Source organism: Corynebacterium sp. 32222D000AT (assembly GCF_053546955.1).
The window spans coordinates 14,835-28,393 of record NZ_JBPPVW010000010.1 but is presented as its reverse complement, the minus strand read 5'-3'; the positions used below and the strand labels follow the sequence as shown (position 1 = coordinate 28,393).

The 13,559-nt window shown below is 65.1% G+C and carries 13 protein-coding genes; 4 read left to right on the top strand and 9 right to left on the bottom strand.

The window, feature by feature from the left end:
• Positions 1-681 (top strand): ABC transporter ATP-binding protein, encoded by a 681-nt coding sequence (locus tag ACEE23_RS07420; RefSeq protein ID WP_368520705.1) that lies wholly within the window; start codon positions 1-3, stop codon positions 679-681.
• Positions 682-740: 59 nt separating this feature from the next.
• The gene (locus ACEE23_RS07415; RefSeq protein ID WP_368520706.1) at positions 741-1,478 is read left to right on the top strand and encodes a YwaF family protein; all 738 of its coding nucleotides are present in this window, start codon (positions 741-743) and stop codon (positions 1,476-1,478) included.
• On the opposite strand, the gene ACEE23_RS07410 is transcribed toward ACEE23_RS07415, so the two are convergent.
• Entirely contained in the window at positions 1,461-2,945 is a 1,485-nt protein-coding gene (locus ACEE23_RS07410; RefSeq protein ID WP_368520707.1) for a bifunctional ADP-dependent NAD(P)H-hydrate dehydratase/NAD(P)H-hydrate epimerase, read from the bottom strand. The two genes, ACEE23_RS07415 and ACEE23_RS07410, sit on opposite strands and share 18 nt — an antisense overlap.
• 9 nt (positions 2,946-2,954) lie before the next feature.
• Positions 2,955-3,767, bottom strand: a complete 813-nt coding sequence (locus ACEE23_RS07405; RefSeq protein ID WP_368520708.1) for an Fpg/Nei family DNA glycosylase — start codon at positions 3,765-3,767, stop codon at positions 2,955-2,957.
• A gap of 577 nt (positions 3,768-4,344) precedes the next feature.
• Here ACEE23_RS07405 and ACEE23_RS07400 point away from each other — a divergent pair.
• A complete protein-coding gene (locus tag ACEE23_RS07400) occupies positions 4,345-5,841 on the top strand; it encodes a DUF1846 domain-containing protein (RefSeq protein ID WP_368520709.1) in 1,497 nt (498 codons plus the stop codon).
• 53 nt (positions 5,842-5,894) lie between these two features.
• Positions 5,895-6,833 (top strand): oxygen-dependent tRNA uridine(34) hydroxylase TrhO, encoded by a 939-nt coding sequence (gene trhO / locus ACEE23_RS07395; RefSeq protein WP_368520710.1) that lies wholly within the window; start codon positions 5,895-5,897, stop codon positions 6,831-6,833.
• Between the two features lie 603 nt (positions 6,834-7,436).
• On the opposite strand, the gene rplI is transcribed toward trhO, so the two are convergent.
• The 7 genes from rplI to ACEE23_RS07360 all read right to left on the bottom strand — a co-directional run bounded on the left by rplI (position 7,437) and on the right by ACEE23_RS07360 (position 13,385).
• Positions 7,437-7,889, bottom strand: coding sequence for a 50S ribosomal protein L9 (gene rplI, locus ACEE23_RS07390; RefSeq protein ID WP_368520711.1), 453 nt, complete (start codon positions 7,887-7,889; stop codon positions 7,437-7,439).
• A gap of 51 nt (positions 7,890-7,940) precedes the next feature.
• The gene (locus ACEE23_RS07385) at positions 7,941-8,546 is read right to left on the bottom strand and encodes a single-stranded DNA-binding protein (protein WP_368520712.1); all 606 of its coding nucleotides are present in this window, start codon (positions 8,544-8,546) and stop codon (positions 7,941-7,943) included.
• Positions 8,547-8,599: 53 nt separating this feature from the next.
• Complete coding sequence (gene rpsF, locus ACEE23_RS07380; protein ID WP_210400092.1) at positions 8,600-8,890, bottom strand: 30S ribosomal protein S6; 291 nt, start codon at positions 8,888-8,890, stop codon at positions 8,600-8,602.
• A gap of 127 nt (positions 8,891-9,017) precedes the next feature.
• Positions 9,018-9,206 (bottom strand): hypothetical protein, encoded by a 189-nt coding sequence (locus ACEE23_RS07375; protein WP_368520713.1) that lies wholly within the window; start codon positions 9,204-9,206, stop codon positions 9,018-9,020.
• Between the two features lie 2 nt (positions 9,207-9,208).
• Positions 9,209-10,612, bottom strand: coding sequence for a glycosyltransferase family 87 protein (locus tag ACEE23_RS07370; RefSeq protein ID WP_448871483.1), 1,404 nt, complete (start codon positions 10,610-10,612; stop codon positions 9,209-9,211).
• Positions 10,613-10,640: 28 nt separating this feature from the next.
• Positions 10,641-12,905, bottom strand: coding sequence for a transglycosylase domain-containing protein (locus ACEE23_RS07365; protein WP_409338206.1), 2,265 nt, complete (start codon positions 12,903-12,905; stop codon positions 10,641-10,643).
• A 105-nt stretch (positions 12,906-13,010) separates the two neighbouring features.
• The gene (locus tag ACEE23_RS07360) at positions 13,011-13,385 is read right to left on the bottom strand and encodes a DUF5318 family protein (RefSeq protein ID WP_368520715.1); all 375 of its coding nucleotides are present in this window, start codon (positions 13,383-13,385) and stop codon (positions 13,011-13,013) included.
• Positions 13,386-13,559: the final 174 nt, after the last annotated feature.

Genomic DNA, 13,559 nt, shown 5'->3' with positions numbered 1-13,559 from the left:
ATGACTTACCCACTTGATCTACTCAATATCACCGTCACCTACCCCGATGGTCCCACCGTGACCACCGCCCTCGACGCCGCCGACCTGCAGGTTCCGGCCGGCCAGGTCACCGCGCTCGTCGGCGAGTCTGGCTCTGGCAAGTCCACCCTGCTGTCGGTGGGTGCTGGGCTGGTGGTCCCGGACAGCGGCAGCGTGCGGGTGGCCGGCACCGATCTCACCGATGCCCCGGACAAGCTGCGCTCTCAAACCCGCCGCAACCACATCGGCATCATCTTCCAACAGGCCAACCTGATTGCCTCGCTGACCGTGCGCGAGCAGCTCGAGATCGTCGATCACATCAGTGGGCGCAAGCGCCGCCCGCGCCATGCCGATGAGCTCCTCGAGCAGGTCGGCCTGGGCGGGCTGGGCGGCCGCCGCATGCAGCAGCTGTCCGGCGGCCAGCGCCAGCGCGTCAACATCGCCCGCGCCCTGATGGCCGACCCGGAGGTCCTGCTGGCGGATGAGCCCACCAGTGCGCTGGACTCCAAGCTCAGCCAGCAGATCATGGACCTGTTGATTCGGCTTACCCGGGAGCGCGATCTCGCCACGGTGGTGGTTACCCACGATCGGGGCCTGGCCGCCGAGTGCGACGCCGTAGTGGAGGTCAATGACGGAAAGGTTAAGGAGACGATAGTAACCTAGTTCGGGTCATGTTAAAACGCCCGCGTAAAGCACGTGTAGTCCCCACCGCGTATCCCCGGATGCCGCAGTGGGGATACGCGCATATCACCATGCTGGCCGTCACGGTCGCCGCGTGCGGAGTCTTCATCGTGGCCGCGCGGCGCGTGCGCGGCACCAGCAAGGAATCCTTCCTGCGGAAGATGACCGGCTGGGTCATGCTCGTCGCCGGCACCGCCTGGACGATTATCTCCCTGGACCCGAAGCAGTTCGACGTCCGGGAGTCGTTGCCGCTGCACCTGTGCGACGTCCTGCGGCCGGTGCTGGCCATCGGGCTTATCACGGAAAACGAGCGGGCGCTCAACCTCACGTATTTCTGGGGGATTATCCTCAACCCGCAGGCGATCATCACCCCGGACGTGATCTACTACTTCGAGCCGAAGTGGCTGCGCTTTGCCACCTACTGGTTCTTCCACATCACCGCGCTGGCCACTCCCCTGGCGCTCACCTTCGGCCTGGGCTACCGCCCGACCTGGGCCGGGTACCGCTCGGCCGTGGCCACCACCCCGGTGTGGATGGCCACCGCCATGTTGGTCAACCGTTTTACCGACGGCAATTACGGTTTCTTAAACCACCCGCCGGGCAGCCGCTCCATCATCAACTACCTGGGCCCGTGGCCTTTCTATATCGTCTCCGAGATCCTCGCGGTGGGCGCGGCCTGGGCTGCGATGACCGCGCCGTGGCAGCTGCCCTCCCTGCGCCGCCGCACCCGGCAGATCGGCCCGAAGGGCCTGGTCCGCAAGCTACTGGCGCGCAAGTAGCCGTGCGATAGCCGCGGGGATGGCGGCGGCTATCTGGCTGGCAGTGGCTACCGATACCCCGTACTCCGTCGTCGCCGCGATCTCCGCGGCGTGGATGTGGATGGTCACCGCGTGGACGATGGCGTCCATGGTCATGCCCTCCAGCGCTACTTGCGCGCCGAGGAGCCCGCTGAGTACGTCGCCGGAGCCGGCTGTGGCGGCCAGCGAATGGCCCGCGTTGATGCCGACCGGGGTGGTGCCGGCCCATTCCGGGCCCACGACGGTGGTGATCCGGCCCTTGTGCAGCACCCAGCACATCAGGTTTGCGGCTAGGTCTTCTTGCGCCTCCAGGCGCCCGGCGGGCTTTTCGCCCTGCACGCAGCCGGCGTAGAGGGCGTCGAATTCCGCGGCGTGCGGGGTCAGCAGGACCGCCGGGTGCGCGCGGACCAGGTTCTGGAGGCGCGGGCTGTCGGCCAGCTGGCGCAGGCCGTCGGCGTCGATGACCACCGCGCACTCCGGGCGCTGTAGTACGGCCTCCAGCTCCGCGGCGGCGGCCTCTGCCCTACCGGGGCCGACCACCCAGCTATCGACGCGGGCGTCTGTCCCGGTGGCCGAGACTATCTCCGGGAAGCGCTGCGTGGCGCCGGGGTTGTTGAGGACCTGGACCATGGAAGGCGTCGTGCGCAGGGCGCCGGCGGCGGCGAGCACCCCGGCGCCCGGGTAGCGCTGGCTGCCGGCGCAGATGCCGGTCACCCCGCCGCTGTATTTGTGGGAGTGGATCCCGGGGCGGGGATCCGGGATGGGGCCAGTGGTTTCCGCAGGACGCAGAAATGGCGAGTCCCAAACATAGCAGCTGCCCACGGTGGGTTCGGCCGCCAAATAGGCGTCCGGGATGTGCCGGGCGAGCGCCTCGGCGAAGTTGGGCACGTCTCCCACGATGACCTCGCCGCACTCGGCTGCCACGGCCTGGCCCAGCCGCCCGCCGCCGAAGGTGACGGTGACGTCGGCGGTGACCGCGTTGTCCGCGGCCACTCCCGAGTCGGCGTCCACCCCGGTGGGCATGTCGACGGCCAAGACCTGGGCGCCGGCCAGCAGGCCGTGGACGTCCGGGTCCAGGCCGCGGGCCGAGCCCAGCCCGGCGACCGCGTCGATGACCAGGTCGAACTGTCCCGCCTCCGGGGCCTTGTCGGTGATGGTGACGCCGGCCTGCTCCGCGGCGGCCCGGGCCCGCGGCTGGGCGGAACCGGTAACCAGCAGCGCCTCGACCGAGCGGCCGAGCTGCGCCAACAGCGCGCCGGCGTAGAGGCCGTCGCCACCGTTTCCCCCGGAGCCGGCCAGCACCAGGATGCGCCCGGAGCCCGACATCGCCGCCGCGGTGCGGGCGACGGCCTGGGCGGCGGCGCGCATGACGTGATCCGGCTCGGGCTCGGCGGCGAGCAGCTCCTTTTCGGCGGCGCGGACAGCGGCAGTGCTATAGGTGGCTAACATGCCTCCAGCCTAGGCCGGCTGGCAGGTCGGGCACCAGAAAAGATTGCGGGATTCGAGCGCGCGCTCGGCAATCGGGGTGCCGCACACGTAGCAGCCCAGGCCGGCCCGGCGGTAGACGTAAACCTCTCCCCCGTGATCGTCCTTGCGCGGATCGCGTCCCATCGCCTCTGGGGTGTGCTCGTCGCGGACGGTGTCGATCCGTCCGCGCTCTACGCCCACCTGCATGAGGAAGACCAGGTCCGCCCAGAGGGCATCGAAAGCCGCGCGGTCCAGTTCCTTGCCGGGCAGGAACGGGCTAATGCCCTGCCGGAAAAGGGCCTCCGCGCGGTAGATGTTGCCCACCCCGGCGAACAGGTGCTGATCCATCAACAGGGAGGCGATGCTGCGCCGGGAGCGGTGCACCTTCTCCCATACCACCTCGGGATTCGCGTCCGCGCGCAGGGGGTCCTGGCCCACCTTGGTCAGGCGGGCGGCATAGTCCTCCTCGGTGATCAGCCGGCAGAACTGCGGGCCGCGGAGGTTGGCCGCCAGCTCGTCGGTGGTGATCCGGAGCCGGATCTGGCCCCAGACGTCTTCTGCCGGCTCGAAGCGCAGCGAGCCGATGAGTCCCAGGTGGATGTAGACGATGTGCTCCGGCTGGGGTGCGTCGAAGTGTACGAAGAGGTGCTTGCCGAAGGTCTCGGCCCGGTCGATCTCGCACCCGTCCAACTGCGCGGCCTCGGCGGCGAAGCGGCCCTGCGGGCTGGTGACCTGCAACGCGCGGTGCCGGAAATCGTGGTTGAGGCGGTTGGCTAGACGGTGAATAACATGACCTTCGGGCATACTGATCCAGTCTAGTCGGCGGCGCGCGCGTGGCCCTCGGCGGCAGTGAGTGACGGAAATCATAATACCTATGACATCTTAGGAACCTGTGTATTGCGGTTGCCGTCTTCCCTGCGCACAGCGTTAACATCAGGAAACTCCAAGGTAGACGAGGCAATTGTGGACGAGACAACGATTAAGCAGATTCATAACTTTGGTGCTATCTGCGGTAGGGTGACCACCACTCGACGCCGTCCGAGAGGGTTGACGTCGGGTACGGGCGTGACGGTTGTTGGGTAAGAGCGGCAACCGTCGGAAACGCCTATTCCTGGAGAGAGGCGAACGGCGCCGCTAACCCATATTCCTTTCCGTGGGTGGCGGCGCCGTTTGACATATCCCGGCCTCCCCCGCGCTTATCTCTTCTCGGGGCCCAGATCACTGCCAACGTAGAGGAAATGACAAATTTTTCGGGCCTCGTTATAGGCTGACTAGGATTTCTATGACTTTTAGGTCGGGGTTGCGTAGACTGTAGCGGCGTACATAAATCGATAAGACGGCAGTAACGCCGCCCATGCTGATGGAGCAAGAAGGGCCATTTATGACGCACGCACTTGGATTTGACCGCGAAAAATACATCCAACTCCAGTCCGAACACATCAGCGCCCGGCGGCGTGACATCGGGGGAAAGCTTTACCTGGAGATGGGCGGCAAGCTTTTTGATGACATGCACGCCTCCCGCGTGCTGCCCGGATTCACCCCGGACAACAAGATTGCCATGCTGGAGCATATCCGGGACGAGGTGGAGATCCTCGTCTGCATCAACGCCAAGGACATCGCCCGACAGAAGGTGCGCGCGGATCTGGGCATCCTCTACGAAGACGACCTGCTGCGCCTGGTCGACGTCTTCCGCGAACGCGGCTTCCTGGTTAACAACGTGGTCATGACCCAGCTGGAGGACGGCAACGGCCCGGCTGAAGCCTTCATCGACAAGCTGGAGCGCCTGGGTCTCAAGGTCGCCCGGCACCGCATTATCCCTGGCTACCCGACCGACACGGATCTGATCGTCTCCGAGGAGGGGCTCGGCCGCAACGAATTCGCCGAGACCACCCGGGACCTCGTCGTGGTTACCGCGCCGGGGCCGGGCTCCGGCAAGCTGGCCACTGCGCTGAGCCAGATTTACCACGAGCACCAGCGCGGCGTGCAGGCCGGTTACGCCAAGTTCGAGACCTTCCCCATCTGGAACCTGCCCCTCGAGCACCCGGTCAACCTGGCCTACGAGGCCGCGACCGTGGACCTGAACGACTCGAATATCATCGACCACTTCCACCTGTCGGCCTACGGGGAATCCACGGTGAATTACAACCGCGACGTGGAGGCCTTCCCGCTGCTCAAGTCGCTGCTGGAGCGCCTGACCGGCCAGACCCCCTACCAGTCCCCCACGGATATGGGTGTCAACATGGCCGGCCTGTGCATTACTGACGACGCCGTCTGCCGCGCCGCCTCCCAGCAGGAGATCATCCGCCGCTACTTCAAGGCGCTAGTCGAAGAAGCCCGCGAGGGCCTGGATTCCACCCAGTCCGACCGCGCCGCGGTCATCATGGCCAAGGCCGGCATCCGCGCTGAGGATCGCCCGGTCGTCGAGCCGGCGCGCCAGCGCGCCCAGGAGACCGGGGATCCGGCCTCCGCACTGGAGCTGGCCGACGGCACTATCATCACCGGCCGTACCTCCGCGCTGCTGGGTTGCTCGGCGGCCATGCTGCTCAACGCACTCAAGCACCTGGCCGGCATCGACGACGAGATCCACCTGCTCTCCCCCGAGGCCATCGAGCCGATCCAAACGCTCAAGACCAAGCACCTGGGCTCCCGCAACCCGCGCCTGCACACCGACGAGGTGCTCATCGCCCTGTCGACGTCCGCGGCGAAGGACGAGAACGCCCGCCGCGCCCTCGAGCACATCAAGGAATTGACCGGCTGCGACGTCCACACCACCACCATCCTGGGCTCGGTAGACGAGGGGATTTTCCGTAACCTGGGCGTGCTGGTGACCTCGGACCCGGTCTTTGCCCGCAAGAAGGGCTTGTACCACAAGCGCTAAACCGCAGGTCAACAATTCGGAATTTGCCGGTGCCCCGCCTAAGATTTTAAGGCGTGAGCATCGGCAAAATTCTCCTGTACTACTGCTTTACCCCGCTCAAGGACCCGCAGGCCATCATGCTGTGGCAGCGGGACCTGTGTGAATCTTTGGGGCTCAAGGGCCGGATCCTGGTCTCCGAGCACGGGATCAACGGCACCGTGGGCGGGGACATGGACGCCTGTAAGCGCTACGTGCGCAAGACCCGCGACTACCCCGGCTTCAAGAAGATGGCCTTCAAGTGGTCGGAGGGCTCCGCGGACGACTTCCCGCGGTTGTCGGTGAAGGTACGCGACGAGATCGTGGCCTTCGGCGCGCCCCAGGAACTGCAGGTCGACGAGGACGGCGTCGTCGGCGGCGGCGTCCACCTGCGCCCCGAGCAGGTCAACGAGCTGGTCGCCGAGCGCGGCGACGACGTCGTCTTCTTCGACGGCCGCAACGCCATGGAGGCCGAGATCGGCAAGTTCAAGGGCGCAGTCGTGCCGGATGTAAATACCACGCACGACTTCATCAAGGAGCTGGAGTCCGGCAAATACGACTGGATGAAGGACCGGCCCGTCGTGTCCTACTGCACCGGCGGGATTCGCTGCGAGGTCCTCTCCGCCCTGATGAAAAACCGCGGTTTCAACGAGGTCTACCAAATCGACGGCGGGATCGTGCGCTACGGGGAGAAATACGGAAACGACGGGCTGTGGGAAGGCTCGATGTACGTCTTCGACAAGCGCATGCACCACGAATTCGGCATCGGCACCGAGGACCCCGGCTTCATCCAGCTGGGCCACTGCGTGCACTGCGGCGCCGGGACGAACACCTTCCATAACTGCATCAATGAGGATACCTGCCGGCGTCAGGTCCTCATCTGCGACGACTGCGCCCAGCACACCGAGACCCAGCACTGCGGCCGGCCCGACTGCGCGGCGGTAGCCGCCGAGGCCGCCGGGAAAAAGGGCAACTAGGGCGAATACCCCGGGGCATGGTTCGGGGGAGGGCGAGGCAAATCCAGTCGGGGAGAGGTGCCCGCTTTTACCCCCGCTGCGTTGGGCTCGGGGGTACAAATCGCCGCCCCTGGTGGATAAGGCCGGGGGAGTTATCCACAGGTAGCTGTAGAATTCCCTCTCACCTTTGCTTTCGTCGTCGAAGTATCCACCGGGCGCTGTGGATAACTCTCTAATTTTCTGACCAGCGGTTTTAATAATTGCAGGTCAGACGGTTTTTAAAGGTGTGAATACTTTAAAGAAAAACGTGAATAACTTTCCTACCTGCGGCGACGGGGCGTCACTTTGAACCTGTATATTTTTCGTAACAGTCGTCCCCGGGTAGAAGTTATCCACAGCTGGAGCCGAGTTATCCACAGTTACTCACAGGCCCGTAGTCCGCGTTCGGGTTCGCGGTCCGACCAGGCGCCAGATCGCGGGGATCTGCGCGATAGGTGCCGGGGATGACCGTGTGGGCATGCAAAAAGGCCCCGGGGCGAAATCCCACCTCACATAGGATTTCGGCCCCAGGGCCTTCAAGCTGCTGTTGTCTTTGGGTCTATGGTTTGACCGTCGAGCGCCTAATTAGGCAGCTACGACCGAGAAGTTCACCTTGCCGAGAACGTCAGCGTGCAGCTGGAGCTCGACCTGGTAGTTGCCGGTCTTCTTGACCAGGCCCTTGGGCATCTTGACGATGCGCTTGTCCAGGTTCGGGCCGCCAGCCTTCTTCACGGCGTTGACGATGTCCTCAGCGTTCACGGAGCCGAAGAGCTTGCCCTTCTCGGAGGTCTTAACCTCGACCGTGACGTCGTTGAGCTGCTCAAGCTGATCGCGGACCTCGCGAGCGTGGTCCAGGTCGCGGATTGCGCGAGCTTCCTGGGCACGCTTGATGCCCTCGATCTGCTTTTCTGCGCCGCGGGTGGCAACGATGGCCAGGCCGCGCGGCAGCAGGTAGTTACGTCCGTAGCCGTTCTTAACCTCAACAATTTCGCCGGGGGCGCCGAGGTTCTCAACGGCAGCGGTGAGGATCAGCTTCATGATCCCTGCCTTTCAATTGAGTCGTTTATTCGATGATTACTGCGCACTTAGTTAGAACGGGGGTTCATCATCAGCGCCGGAGAAGCCTCCGGCCTGCGGTGCAGAATTCCACGGATCGTTGTCCTGCGCGGACTGCTGGTTGCCGCCAAAGCCACCCTGGCTGAAACCGCCCTGGTTGCCCTGGTTACCGCCGAAGCCGCCCTGGTTTCCGCCCTGATTGGAGCCGAAGTTGTTGGAACCCGAGTTGTTTCCGCCCTGGTTGTTGCCAAAGTTGCCGCTGCCGCCCTCACGCGGGTTGCGGTGAACCTGGGCCTTGGCGTACTTCAACGAGGGGCCAACCTCATCAACGTCAATCTCGAAAACGGTGCGGTTGTCACCGTCTCGGGTCTGGAAACTGCGGGCCTTCAGGCGGCCGTTGACAATAACGCGCATGCCCTTGGTCAGGGTCTCTGCGACGTTTTCAGCCATGTTGCGCCAGGCGTTGCAGGTCAAGAACATAGCTTCGCCGTCTTCCCACTGCTGTTGCTGCGCATTGAAGTAACGCGGGGTAGAGGCCACCCGGAAATTAGCTACGGGTGCGCCAGACGGGGTGAAACGCAATTCCGGATCGGCGACGATATTGCCTACTACGGTGATTGGGGTATCTCCCTGTGCCATGTTCTTAAACTCCTTTTCGTGGAAACTGTAGTTTTTACAAACCCCAGTATCCGCTATTTAGCGTCGGTGCGCAGAACCTTGGTACGCAGAATGGCGTCGTTCAGGTTCAAACGGCGATCGAGCTCGAGCACCGAGTGGGACTCGCACTCCAGGTTGACGACGGCGTAGATGCCCTCTTCCTTCTTGTTGATGGGGTAGGCCAAGCGACGCTTGGTCCAGACATCGACGTTTTCAACCTTGCCGCCGTCCTTGCGGACGGAGTCGAGGAACTTGTCTAGGGACGGGGTTACGGTGCGCTCATCCTGGCTAGGATCCAGAATGATCATTACTTCGTAGTGACGCACGGACCTCATCACCTCCTATGGTCTAGTAAATGGTTTTCGGCCACATCACCTTTGCGGATGTGGCAGGAGGGTACGTTGCGTCAAGCAACCCCACCACAGTACCGCACTCGGGGCCCAAAACTGAAATCTAGCCGCCCTGGGTAGCGGCGAAAAACACGGCGCTGCCCGCGGGCACGAGCGTCAGGAAAACCAGGGCCAAAAGGCCCAGGACGATTGGCGCGGTGCGCTGGCCCTTTTGCTGGTAGAGGTAGTAGGCCGTGCCCACACAGGCAAAGCCAATGACGATAGAGATAATGCCAATGATGGTGATGAGCATGATTAGTGCAACGGTTGTAGGGGATCGGAATATGGACGGTCGGGGTGGACGCTGCGCACGGCGTCGTGGGCGCTGCCGCGAAGCTGCCGCAGCACCAGCACGACCATGGCGATGATGAGGCCGTCGCGCACCAGGATGGCGGTATCCAGCAGCTCGTGCGGGATGCCGCCGTTTTCGGCGCCCAGCATGTGCCACATCAACAGCGGCCAGACCGCGAACTCGGCGCAGGGCCACGCGGTAATCAGCCGCCATCGCGGCACGGCCAGCACCGCCGGGATAAGCAGCCACAGCGAGTACTGCGGCGACCAGACCTTGTTGACCAACAAGAACGCGGCCACGATGAGGAAGATGAGCTCGCCCACCCGCGGGGTGCGGGCGGCCTTAAGGCCGACGACGAGGATGGCCAGACACAGGGCGGCAAAGAGCCCGAAGGAGATGACGTTGAGAACGCCGGGGGAGACGTTAAACGGTGTGTTGCGGGCCAACACGGCGTAGACGGTGGTCCACTCCCAGGACCGCTCCGAGTTGAGCCGGAAGAATTCTCCCCACGCCGCCGGATAGGCCAGCGCCACCGGCAGGTTGACCGCCAGCCACGTCAGCGTGGTGGTCCCCAGCATCTGGCTGAACGGCCGCCACGACTTCGTGCGGATGGCCAGCACGAGGTAGGCGCCCAGGATATAAAGCGGCCAGAGCTTGACCGCGGTGCCAATGCCAACCCAGAACCCCGCCCAGCCCGGCCGGGAGCGCTGGAAAGCGGAAACGGCGGCGACCATGCAGAAGATGGAAGGGATGTCCCAGTTCGTGAAGGCGTGGACGATAACCAGGGGGCTGGCCGCGATGAGCAGCGTGTCCCAGAAGCGATTGCCCACCAGGCGCATCACGAGGGTGATGGTCGCGACCCAGAGGACGGACATCGCCAGCGCCGTGAGCGCGAAGTACCAGCCGGCGGCCGGGATGCCCGCCCAGACCACCAGGGGGTGGGTCGCGCGCGACACGGCCGCGATCGCGCCTTGGAAGAGCCCGGCCAGCACCGGGTATTCCATGTAGCGGGTGACGCCGTCCTCGACCCAGGAGAAGGCGTAAGGGAAGCCGCCCTGGTCGAGGCCGCGCCCGGCAAAGAGCGGCACGATGTCGTTGTAGCAGGCGGAGGTGTAGTGCCGGTTGCCGGACCAGTCGAGCTGGACCGCGCCGTGCTCGTCCCGGATGCCGCCCGCGCAGTTGGCCTTGGCCAGAAAACCGAGGGCGAGGAAAACCCACGCGACCGCGATGACCGCCCGGGCCGGGGTCATCCAGTGCGGGCGGGGGCGGGCAAAGCGCCCGGCCGGCCCACCCAAGAAGTCGACGATGCCGCGGGCCATGGGCTCCGCGCTCAGCGGCACCCAATTGCGCGGGGCGGTGTCGTGCATATGCGTGTGTACTCCTCCGCCTCGGCGCCTAGCCCAGGATGTCGGCTAAGCCGCCCTGGGGATCTTCGAGGAAGTCCTCGAGCGAGGGGTTGCCCCCGCCGCCACCGCCGCCGTTTCCGCCGCCATTGCCGCCGCCGTTACCGCCGGACGGGGCGTTGCCGCCGCCGTTACCGGAGTTGTCGTTCGGGTTACGGCTCGGCTCGGCCGGGGCCGGCTGCGTGGGCTGTTCGCCCTCGCCCTCGGCCGGGGCTTCTTCGACGCCCTCCGAGTCGCTCGGGGTGTAGGTGTCCTCCGTCGGCGCGTAGTAGGTCGCGCCGCCGCCGGCCCCGCCGGTGCCGTAGCGCACGGGAGCCGCCTGCGGGAAGGTCTCGTAGTCGGCCTCGGCCAGCGAGGTGTCCAGGATGGACTTCCAGATCTGGGTCGGGGCGCCGGCGCCGTACATGTTGCCGCCGTAGGCGTTGAAGATGGCGTCGGTGTTTTCCGCGGTACCGACCCATACGGCGGTGGCCAGCTGCGGGGTCGCGCCGACCATCCAGGTGTCCTTGTTGTAGCCGGTGTCGCCCAGCTGGGCGGTACCGGTCTTGGAGGCGGACTCGCGGCCGCCCGCCAGGGCGCCGTTCGACCAGGCGGCCACGGGGCGCATGGCGTCGATGACGTTGTTGGCTACCTGCTGGCCGACGCGGCGCTCACCCTTATCCGTCGGGTGCTCGTAGAGGACCTCGCCGTTGATGGTCTCGACCTTCTCGACGAAGTGCGGGTTGTGCCAGACGCCCTGGTTGGCCAGGGTGGCCATGGCGATGGCCATGTCCATCGGGCGGGACTGGTACTGGCCCAGAACGATGCCCTCGTAGGGCTGCTTGCCGTTCTCGGTCAGGGTCTTTTCAATCCCCGGCAGGGAGCGGGCCACGCCCAGGGCGTGGGCCATGTCCGCGGTGTCCTGCGTGGTGTTCTTCAGGTCCTCCTGCAGGCGGATGAAGGAGGTGTTGTAGGACTTCTTCGTCGCCTCGCGCAGGGAGCACACGCCACAGCCGCTGCCGTTGACGTTGTTGACCACCTGCGAACCGGGCAGCTGGTACGGGGCGGAGGAGTAGTTGGTATCCAGCGAGATGCCCTGCTGGAGGCCGGCCGCCAGGGCCATGATCTTGAACGTCGAGCCGGTCTGCAGGGGAGCGTTGGCGTAGTCCCAGCCGTGCTCCTCGTGGCCGCCGAAGTAGCCGCGGATAGCGCCGGTGGACGGTTCAATGGTCACGGCCGCCGCGCGGGCGTCTTCCTGCAGCGGAGCCAGGTTGGTATCCACGGCGTCGATGCCGGCGTTCTGGACGTTCATGTCGATGGTTGTGGTGATCCGCAGGCCCCGGGTGTTGACGTCTTCCTCGGTGATGCCGACCTCGCCCAGCTCCCGGATGACCTGGTTCTTGATGTGGCCGTTGGCGCCGGGGGCCTCCGTGTAGGCGGAGTACTCGCCCTGCTCGCGGGTCTGCGGCATCTGCATGCCGGCGCGCTCCGCGGCGTCGAGCTCGCCCATGTCGACCAGGCCGTCCATGACGTAGTTCCAGCGGGCCTCGGCCGCGTTCTCATCCACCGCCGGGTCCAGGGCGCTGGGGGCCTGGATGACGCCGGCCAGCAGGGCGGACTCTTCGACCGTCAGGTCCTCGACGTTCTTGTCGAAGTAGGCGTTGGAGGCGGCCTGGATGCCGTAGGCGTTCCGGCCGAAGTAGACGGTGTTGAGGTAGGCGTTGAGGATGTCTTCCTTGGACCACTCGTTGGTCATCTTGATCGAGTAGATGAGCTCGCGCGCCTTGCGCACGTAGGAGCGCTCGTCACCGACCAGGGTGTTTTTCACGTACTGCTGCGTGATGGTGGAACCGCCGCCGGCGGAAGAGTTGCCGGTGATTTCACCCAGCACGGCGCGGGCGAAACCGCTCAGGGAGAAGCCGGAGTTGGTCCAGAACTCGCGGTCCTCGGCTGCCAGGGCAGCGTTTTCCGTGTGATCCGGGATCTCGTCGAGCTTGACCTGGCTACGGTTGCCCTCCGGGGGCACGATGCGCGCCAGCTGCGTCGACGAGTCGTTGGCGTAGATGTAGGAGATCTGGTTGTTAGTCAGCTCCTCCGGCTCCGGGACGTCGTATTGCGCGTAGGCGTACGCGAAAATCGCCAGGGGAAGGAAGACGATTACGCCGACGACCGCGAGGACGATCCACGGCCAACGGCGCTTGTTTTTCGCCTGGCCAGCGGAGGCTGGTTTAGCCGCGCCCTGGTTATCGCGGGTGCGGGATCCACTATTGTCAGTCACTGCGACCTTAGCCCTTACTTAACTTGTAAACCTAGACTTCAATATTCGCAGCTTACCGGCTAGGTGGGCCCGCAGAAAACTAACACGCACAACTCACAGCTTCGGTCAATCTGTGCGGTGGCGGGCCTCCGCCGTTTCTAGCAGGTAATTCCAGCGGCAGGACGGGCATACCTCCACGGTGTGCACGGTGAATTCCAAGCCTTCGGCCGCGAAGTCGGCGATCTCGCTCAGCCGGCGCGCGCTGCCCGCCCGGCGCCCCAAGCTATCCCCGTAGACCCACCGGGTCAGCCGCATGCTCTCCGCCCCGCAGACCGGGCACGCCTTGGGCAGGTCGACCCCGTGGTGCTGGGCGGCCGCCCGCAGGAGGAAATCGGCGTCGCAGACCTCCTCGCGCAGGATCCGGCCCGCCCGGAGATCGCGGATGCACTGGGCGCGCTCCCACTGGTGGGAGACCGCCTGGGTGAACACGAGTCCGCTCATCAACTGTCCCTTCCTGTCTCAAAGCCCCGGCGTTTGCTCGGAGGTTAAGGTTCCGGCCGCCGGTGGCGCCCCAATCTAGTGGGTTTTGTGCCATCTTGATCGATCCACTTGCTGTCCCGCCCACACCCGTGCCGGGCCGCGGCCTAGGCTCAGCGATGTGAACCGGCGGCGTCC

Bases quoted from the DNA above. Each gene is read 5' to 3' on its own strand.
- ACEE23_RS07405 (WP_368520708.1), bottom strand. From the start codon at position 3,767: ATGCCCGAAGGTCATGTTATTCACCGTCTAGCCAACCGCCTCAACCAC.
- ACEE23_RS07375 (WP_368520713.1), bottom strand. From the start codon at position 9,206: ATGCTCATCACCATCATTGGCATTATCTCTATCGTCATTGGCTTTGCC.
- rplI (WP_368520711.1), bottom strand. From the start codon at position 7,889: ATGAAGCTGATCCTCACCGCTGCCGTTGAGAACCTCGGCGCCCCCGGC.
- ACEE23_RS07370 (WP_448871483.1), bottom strand. From the start codon at position 10,612: ATGCACGACACCGCCCCGCGCAATTGGGTGCCGCTGAGCGCGGAGCCC.
- ACEE23_RS07410 (WP_368520707.1), bottom strand. From the start codon at position 2,945: ATGTTAGCCACCTATAGCACTGCCGCTGTCCGCGCCGCCGAAAAGGAG.
- ACEE23_RS07420 (WP_368520705.1), top strand. From the start codon at position 1: ATGACTTACCCACTTGATCTACTCAATATCACCGTCACCTACCCCGAT.
- ACEE23_RS07400 (WP_368520709.1), top strand. From the start codon at position 4,345: ATGACGCACGCACTTGGATTTGACCGCGAAAAATACATCCAACTCCAG.
- ACEE23_RS07415 (WP_368520706.1), top strand. From the start codon at position 741: ATGCCGCAGTGGGGATACGCGCATATCACCATGCTGGCCGTCACGGTC.
- ACEE23_RS07385 (WP_368520712.1), bottom strand. From the start codon at position 8,546: ATGGCACAGGGAGATACCCCAATCACCGTAGTAGGCAATATCGTCGCC.
- ACEE23_RS07360 (WP_368520715.1), bottom strand. From the start codon at position 13,385: ATGAGCGGACTCGTGTTCACCCAGGCGGTCTCCCACCAGTGGGAGCGC.